The sequence below is a fragment of the Gordonibacter pamelaeae 7-10-1-b genome (assembly GCF_000210055.1).
Lineage (GTDB): Bacteria > Actinomycetota > Coriobacteriia > Coriobacteriales > Eggerthellaceae > Gordonibacter > Gordonibacter pamelaeae.
Genome location: NC_021021.1, coordinates 424377 through 432274, shown reverse-complemented (window position 1 = coordinate 432274; position 7898 = coordinate 424377). Strand labels below are relative to the sequence as shown.

General features: G+C 66.3%; 7 protein-coding genes. 6 read left to right on the top strand and 1 reads right to left on the bottom strand.

Annotated features, from left to right (window positions below; genetic code table 11):
• Positions 1–124: 124 nt before the first annotated feature.
• The gene (locus tag GPA_RS02010; protein ID WP_015538795.1) at positions 125–625 is read right to left on the bottom strand and encodes an RNA polymerase sigma factor; all 501 of its coding nucleotides are present in this window, start codon (positions 623–625) and stop codon (positions 125–127) included.
• 355 nt (positions 626–980) lie between these two features.
• Here GPA_RS02010 and GPA_RS02005 point away from each other — a divergent pair, with 355 nt between their 5' ends.
• The 6 genes from GPA_RS02005 to GPA_RS01980 form a co-directional block, all read left to right on the top strand.
• Positions 981–2579 carry an MATE family efflux transporter gene (locus tag GPA_RS02005; RefSeq protein ID WP_227154036.1) on the top strand — a complete coding sequence of 533 codons (1599 nt, stop codon included), beginning with the start codon at positions 981–983 and terminating at the stop codon, positions 2577–2579.
• A 114-nt stretch (positions 2580–2693) separates the two neighbouring features.
• Positions 2694–3815, top strand: a complete 1122-nt coding sequence (locus tag GPA_RS02000) for an NAD(P)-dependent alcohol dehydrogenase (protein WP_015538794.1) — start codon at positions 2694–2696, stop codon at positions 3813–3815.
• Between the two features lie 364 nt (positions 3816–4179).
• A complete protein-coding gene (locus GPA_RS01995) occupies positions 4180–6099 on the top strand; it encodes an NADH-quinone oxidoreductase subunit 5 family protein (protein WP_041238800.1) in 1920 nt (639 codons plus the stop codon).
• An 18-nt stretch (positions 6100–6117) separates the two neighbouring features.
• Entirely contained in the window at positions 6118–6987 is an 870-nt protein-coding gene (locus tag GPA_RS19895) for an NADH-quinone oxidoreductase subunit H (protein ID WP_015538793.1), read from the top strand.
• A gap of 15 nt (positions 6988–7002) precedes the next feature.
• A complete protein-coding gene (locus GPA_RS01985; protein WP_015538792.1) occupies positions 7003–7446 on the top strand; it encodes an NADH-quinone oxidoreductase subunit B family protein in 444 nt (147 codons plus the stop codon).
• A 1-nt stretch (position 7447) separates the two neighbouring features.
• The coding region (locus GPA_RS01980; protein ID WP_167536583.1) for an NADH-quinone oxidoreductase subunit C at positions 7448–7898 on the top strand (451 nt) is incomplete at its 3' end.

The following is a 7898-nucleotide window of genomic DNA, read 5'->3' as shown; positions in this document are numbered from 1 at the left end:
GCCGCGCGCTGCGTAGACGTCCGGTTGCGGGCGCTCCGACCGCGCCTGCTCCCGCGCTGCGGCCAGGTGCGCCGCCATGCGCTCCTTCGCGCCGGGCGAGAATCTCAAGTCGTCCATGGCCTCGTTATACTCCCTGTTCACAATAGGCTCCTTCCAGCATCGTGCGGAGCTTGGCACGGCCGCGGCTCAAATGCGCGCTGACGGCCGACTCGCTCCGTCCGGTGAGCTTTGCGATCTCCCGGATCGAGTATCCTTCGTAATAGTGGAGGTAGATGGCCTCGCGGTATTTGCAGGGCAGCGCCATCACGGCGTCCACGACCTCGCTTTCGGGCTCTTCGGGGGCTGCGGCGTCGGGTGCCGCCTCCAGCCCCACCGTGCGCCTTCTGTGCCCGCTGCGCAGCACGTCCTTGCAGGCGTTCGCCGTCGTGCGGATGACCCAGGCCCTCTCGTGCTCCGGTCCCTCGAACCTCGCGGGCGCCCCCATGAGCTTGAGCAGCACCGTCTGGCAGATGTCCTCGGCGTCATGCGTGGACTTCAGGTAGGTGTAGCTCAGCCGCAGTATGAGGTCCGCGTAGGCCCCGACCAGCCGTTCGGCCTCCACCTCGTTCGCTCTTCTCGTTTCCATCCGTGGCTTTCCCTCTCTTGCCCGGCTGCCGCCGGGGATGTTCGAGCAACGTCGCTTCACCTGCAATACGATCCAGGGACGGCTTTCCTGACAGCATACGCGAATTTTCCGGGAAGCCGGAGCGTGCGTCCCGGCCGGCTGGTGGGAACCCCGCCCTCTTCGCCCTTGCCGCCTCACACCGGCTCCCGTATACTGGCCTTCGTTCGGGATGACCCGAGCCGGCCGGCGTAGAGTTCCAGGGGGAGCTCCGCCGCGCAGCCAGAGTCTGCCGGGACAACCCGGGAAATCCACGCGATCGCACGCAGCCCGCACGGGGCGCGCGGGGGTCGCTCGCACTGAGCGGGGTAGCACGATCGTGAACGAGAGAGAGAACGAGGGCTGCCGCAAGGCGGCCGCAAGCGACGGGGGAGACGCGCAGGACCGCTCCCTTTCGGCCCAGATAGCCGCCCAGGAGCCCTTCGAGCGCCGCCCGGTGCTCGACACCGGCGACCTGGAGGTGGCCGTGCCCGTGGCGCGCACGGACCAGCAGCGCGCCGGCGACGCGAAGATCGACCGCATGGGAACCGCCAGCACGCTCAAGCTGCTGCTGGAGTTCTCCATTCCGGCCGTGTTCGGCGTGCTCGTGCAGACGCTCTACAACGTCATCGACGCCGTGTACGTGGGCGCGGCCGTGGGGGAGAACGGCCTGGCTGCCACGACGGTGGCGAACCCCGCCATGACGTTCATGGTGGCCGTGGCCATGCTCGTGGGCGTGGGCGGCAACGCGCTCGCGGCCATCAAGCTGGGCGAGCGCAAGAAGCGCGTGGCCGAGCGCGTGCTGGGCAACAGCTTCGTGCTGCTCGTGGGCGCAGGCGTCATTGCCTGGATCGTCGGCCTCGTGGCGCTCGACCCCATCCTGCGCGCCTCGGGCGCCGACGATGCGGTGCTGCCGCACGCGCGCACCTTCATGACGGTCATCATCGCGGGCTGCCCCTTGCAGTTCGTGGCGTTCGGCATGAACAACTTCATCCGCACGGCGGGCCATCCCAACCGCGCGCTCGGCTCCATGCTCGTGGGCACGGGCGCGAACATCGTGCTCGGGTACCTGTTCATCATCGTGCTCGGCGGCGGCATGATGGGCGCGGGGCTCGCCACCGTGTGCTCGTGGGCGCTCTCGGCCGCTTTCGTCATGCAGTTCTTCCTGAAGAAGGGCTCGCCCATGCCGCTGCGCCGCGAGGCGCTCGGCATCAAGTGGCGCGTGGCGCTGCGCATCTGCGCGCTCGGCGTGGCCCCCTCGGTCATGGAGCTGGGCTTCGCGGTGTCGAACATGATCATGAACAACCTGCTGCTCTCCTACGGGGCCTCCGACCCGCTCGGCTCGGACGGCGCGCTCGCGGTCATGCGCGTGCTCTCGGCCGTGGGCATGTTCACCATCATGCCGTCCATGGGCATCGCCATGGGCGCGCAGCCCATCATCGGCTACAACTACGGCGCGCGCAAGTTCGGGCGCATGAAGCGCACGCTGGGGCAGGGCATCCTCTTGGGCATCGCCATCACCACGCCCTTGTGGCTCACCGTGCTCTTCCTGCCCGATATGTACGCGCACCTGTTCAGCCTGCCGGAGGCTTACCTGGACGCCACGGCGTGGGCCCTCATCGCCTACCTCGTGTTCATACCCATCCTGCCCGTGGCGCTCATCGGCTCGAACTACTTCGACGCCACCGGGCAGGCGCTCAAGGCGACGCTGCTCACGCTCACGCGCCAGATACTGTTCTTCATCCCGCTGCTCTTGGCGAGCCCCCACGTGCTGCCGCTCGTGCTGCCCTGGACGCCGCTGCAGAGCCTGTTCTTCGCGCCGTCGATCTCCGACATCACGTCCACGCTGCTCGTGGTGGCCTTCCTGGCGGCGGAGTGGCGCCGCCTGCGCAAGCTGGAGGCGCACGAGGCCCTCGAGGCGACGGGCGCCGCCTCCTAGGGCCCGTCCGCTCACCGCGGCTGCCTCGCCGTTCGCCGTTGCGTGCGTCCGCAGGGACGCTCGATGCCGCCGGTTGGCGGCGCGGCTCCGCCCGTGCTCGGCACGGGGCCTAGCATGGTGCGCAAGGCTATCGAGGAGCACGAGGGAGGAGCGCACATGAAGATCGAGGCCGCCGTTACCCACGGCCAAGGCGAGGAATTCAAGATCGGGGAAGTCGAGCTGGCTGAACCCCGCTCCAACGAGGTTCTGGTGAGGGTGGTGGCGACGGGCGTCTGCCATACGGATGCCGTCGCCCGGGACAACGGCATCGTGCCTTACCCGATCGTCCTCGGGCACGAGGGCGCCGGCATTGTCGAGCAGGCGGGCGAGAACGTGAAGGCCGTCGGGCCGGGAGACCATGTGGTGCTCTCGTATTCCTCGTGCGGCCATTGCGAAAACTGCCTGTCCGCCCATCCCTCCACGTGCGAGAAGATGAACGACCTGAACTTCGGCTCCCAGGGAATCGAGCGCCTGGAGCAAGACGGGAGGCCGGTGGCCACGTTCTTCGGGCAGTCCTCCTTTGCCACCTACGCCGTCGCCGACGAGCGCAACGTGGTGAAGGTGCCCGATGACGTGGAGCTGGAGCTGCTCGGCCCCTTGGGCTGCGGCATCCAGACGGGCAGCGGGACGGTGCTCGCCTGCCTCAAGCCCGCGTTCGGCTCCACGATCGTCGTGTACGGCTGCGGCGCGGTGGGGCTTAGCGCCGTCATGGCGGCGAAGATCGCGGGATGCAGGACCGTCATCGCGGTCGACGTGCACGAGAGCCGCCTCGAGCTGGCGCGCGAGCTGGGCGCCGACTATGCCCTCAACGGCGCCGAGGTGGACGTGGTCGAGGAGATAGGGAAGGCGACGGGGGCGGGCACCCATTACGCGGTCGAGACGACCGGCGTCCCCGCGGTCGTCCACCAGAGCCTGGCCGCGCTGCGCCCGCTGGGCACCGTGGCCATCGTGGGCATCACGCCCGAGATGACCGTCGACATGTTCGGCGAGATCATGGCGGAGGGAAAGACGGTGACGGGCGTCATAGAGGGCGACACCGTGCCCCAGCTGTTCATTCCCGAGCTGGTCGAGTACTACCGCCAGGGCCGCTTCCCCTTCGACAAGCTGGTGAAGTACTATGACTTCGAGGATATCAACCAGGCGTTCGAGGATTCCCGAACGGGCAAGACCATCAAGCCGGTCGTCAAGATGAGGTAGGATCCGGCTCGAAGCATGGCCGAAGGCGCGCCCCGCATCCTCGCGGGGCGTTTTTGCGTGCGGGGGAGGACGCGCCGCGCACTTTCGTGTCCAAAAGGTATACGACCTGTTGAAAGGCCGTTGCCATCGGCAAAAACCGCTGGCGACGGCAAACGCGCCGCTGCCCGGCGATACGAATACCCAATGCATCCATAATACAACCGTGGCGCTCTCCTTTCGCCGGATAATACGCTCCGATGGGGAAGCGCTGCGGCCGCGGATGCCCAGGTTTGCTAAAGTGCGGTCATCGCTTGCACGGGGGTTCAGGTTTCCCTGCCGCATTCTGCAAGCTTTCCATCAACCAACACAAGTGAAGGGATACGACGTGGCTCTGCTCGGGTTCTTAATCCTTTTCCCGCTGGTCGTTGCCGCCGTGCTTCTGGTCGTGCGCAACAACCGGGCGAGAAGCGCGATTGTGGGCGCCTCGGCGCTCGTCATCGGCCTGGCCTCCATCTGGTTGGTGGCCACCTACCTGGGGGCTCCCTGGGTAACGTTCGACTTCGAATCGCCCCTCATCGACTACGCCAGCACGGCGGTGAGCGTGCTCGTGGCGGCGGCCATCCTGTACTACGGCATCCGCTACAAGAACGTGCTCGCCTGCGTGCTCGCCGTGATCCAGGTGGCGGGGTCGCTCGTGTTCGAGTTCGGCTTCGCCCATTCCATCGACGTGACCGAGGCGCTGTACCTCGACTCGCTGTCGCTGCTCATGGCGTTCATCATCGGCGTCATCGGCTCGGGCATCTGCGTGTACGCGCTCGGCTACATGGAGGACTTCCAGGCCCACGAGCCCGAAGGGGCCAAGGACCGCCGCCCCGTGTTCTTCGCGCTCATGTTCGTGTTCCTGTCGGCCATGTTCCTGATCGTGTTCTCAAACAACATGGTGTGGATGTTCACGGGCTGGGAGGTCACGACGGTCTGCTCGTTCCTCCTCATCGCCTACACGCGTACCGAGGAGGCCATCAAGAACGCCTTCCGCCAGATCATCATGAACCTTCTGGGCGGCCTGGGCTTCCTGGCGGCGCTCTACCTGAGCGCCATCCAGCTGGGCACGCTGTCGTTCCTCGAGTTCCTGCAGATAGGCATCCAGAACCCGGCGCTCGTGGTGCTGCCGGTGTGCGCGCTGGCGTTCGCGGGCCTCACGAAGGCCGCGCAGATGCCGTTCCACACGTGGCTGCTCGGCGCCATGGTGGCGCCCACGCCCACCTCGGCGCTGCTCCACTCGTCCACCATGGTCAAGGCCGGCGTGTTCCTGCTGGTGAAGCTGGCGCCCGTGTTCCTGGTGTGCCCCGTGCCGTCGGTGATGGTCGTGCTCGTGGGCGGCATCACGTTCGCGCTGTGCTCGTTCATGGCCATCTCGCAGAGCAACGCCAAGCGCGTGCTCGCGTACTCCACGATCGCGAACCTCGGCCTCACCACGGCGTGCGCGGGCGTCGGAACCCCGGAGGCCGTCTGGGCCGCCGCGTTCCTCATCCTGTTCCATGCCATCGCGAAGTCGCTGCTGTTCCTGTGCGTCGGCACGGCCGAGCATCACATCGGCAGCCGCGATATCGAGGATATGGACCTTCTGTTCGATCGCATGCCGCGGCTGGCGCGCTTCATGATGCTGGGTATCATGTGCATGTTCATCGCGCCGTTCGGCATGCTGGTGGCGAAGTGGGCCACGCTCGTGTCGTTCGTGGACACGGGCCAGGTCGCCCTCATCCTGCTTCTGGCCTTCGGCTCGGCCGCCACGTTCATGTTCTGGGCCAAGTGGCTGGGCAAGCTCTCCGGCATCGCCGGCCAGCCGGCGAACGTGGAGGTGACCGTGCATAAGAGCGAGTGGACCGCCATCGTGGTCATGGCCGTGCTCGTGGTCGTGGGCTGCGTGTGCCTGCCCATCATCTCGCAGCTCGTCGTGGAACCCTACGTGTACAGCGTGTTCGGCGTGCTCGGCCAGGACATCGCCTCCACGAACCTGTGGATCGCCTCCATCGCCGCGGCGCTCATCGCCATCGTGCTGTTCGCGGGGCTCGGGCGCGGCAAGGCCAAGAAGGCCGAGGTGTACCTCGCCGGCGTGAGCGCCGACAACGAGGCGCGCGTCTACCGCAACTCGCTGTCGGGCGAGTCGGCCGCCACGTCGCGCAACATGTACCTGGACGGCATCTTCGGGGAGAAGCGCATCAACCCCGTGGGCACGGTGGCCTGCGCCATCGTCATCATCGTCGCGTTCGGTTTCTCGGCCATCACGCTGCCGGGCCTGTTCTAGGAAAGGGTGTGATCTGAAATGTCCTTGCTCTTCGCTCTCATCGGCACCCTCGCCTTCGCCATCGTGGCACCGGTGCTGGGCTGCCTCCTGGCCGGCCTCGACCGCAAGATCACGGCGCGCATGCAGGGCCGCGTGGGCCCGCCGCTGCTGCAGCCGTACTACGATGTGCGCAAGCTCATCGAGAAGGATAACGTCTCCGTCAACTCCAGCGAGGGAACCTACATCACGTGCGCCCTCGTGTTCACGCTGCTGGCGGGCGGCATCTTCTACTCGGGCGGCAACCTGCTCATGAGCGTGTTCGTCATCACGCTCGCGGGCCTGTTCTTCATCGTCGCCGCGTACTCCACGCGCAGCCCCTACGCGGAGCTCGGCGCGAACCGCGAGACGCTGCAGGTCATGTCGTACGAGCCCATGGTGCTGTTCATGGCCGTGGCGTTCTACATGGCCGCCGGCACGTTCGACTCCGCGGGCGTCTTCGCGCTCGACGCGCCCGTGGTCACGAGCATCTGGCTCGTGTTCCTGGGCCTGCTGTTCGTGCTCACCATCAAGCTGCGCAAGTCGCCGTTCGACCTGTCTTACTCCCACCACGCCCACCAGGAGCTCGTCAAGGGCATCACCACCGAGATGAGCGGCAAGACGCTCGCGAAGGTGGAGATCATGCACTGGTGCGAGAACGTGCTGTTCCTGGGTTGGGTCGGCCTGTTCTTCGTCTGGGCCAACCCGCTCTCCATCGTGCTGGCCATCGTCGTGGTCGTGCTCGTGTACTTCCTGGAGATATGGATCGACAACAACTTCGCCCGCGTGAAATGGCAGGCCATGCTCTCGTCGGCCTGGGCCGTGGCGTTCGTGGCGGGCTTCGTCAACATCGCCGTCCTGGCGTACCTGTAAGGAGGCGCAGAACCAATGACGTTCGCAACGAAATCACCGTGGGTCATCCACTACGACGGCTCGAGCTGCAACGGCTGCGACATCGAGGTGCTGGCGGCGCTGTGCCCCGGCTACGACGTGGAGCGCTTCGGCATCATCAACACGGGCAACCCCAAGCACGCCGACATCTTTCTGGTCACGGGCAGCGTGAACGAGCAGAACATCAAGGTGGTGCAGGAGATCTACAACCAGATGGTCGAGCCCAAGGTCGTCATCGCGTGCGGCATCTGCGCGTGCTCGGCCGGCATCTTCCACGACTGCTACAACGTGATAGGCGGCGTGGACCAGGCCATACCCGTTGACGTGTACGCGCCCGGCTGCGCCGTGCGCCCCGAGGCCATCATCGACGCGGTCGTGCAGGGCCTGGGCATACTGGAAGAGAAATCGAAGGCCCTGCAGGCTCAGAAGAAGGGAGCGTGACATGGCGCTTGAGACGACGTTCGTCCCGCTGACCGTCGAGGAGCTGCCGGCGCTGGCGGCCGCCAAGAAGGACGGCGGCTGGCGGTTCGTGCAGCTGCTCGCCGTGAACACCGAGGACGGCATCGACCTGATCTACTCGTTCATGAAGGACAACCTGCTGGAGAACCACGAGATCAAGGGCTTGCAGAAGGGCACGTCCGTGCCCAGCATCACCGACCGGTTCCTCGAGGCGTTCGTGTTCGAGAACGAGACGCACGACCTGTTCGGCGTGGATGTGCAGGGCATCGCCATCGACTTCGGCGGCAATTTCTACGCGCTGGCGCAGAAGGAGCCCATGACCATCATCTCGCCGGAGCAGAAGGCCGCGCGCGAGAAGGCCAAGAAGGTGGCTGCCGCCAAGGCCGCGAAGGAGAAGGCCGCCAAGGCGGCCGCGGCGAACGCCGCCTACGTGG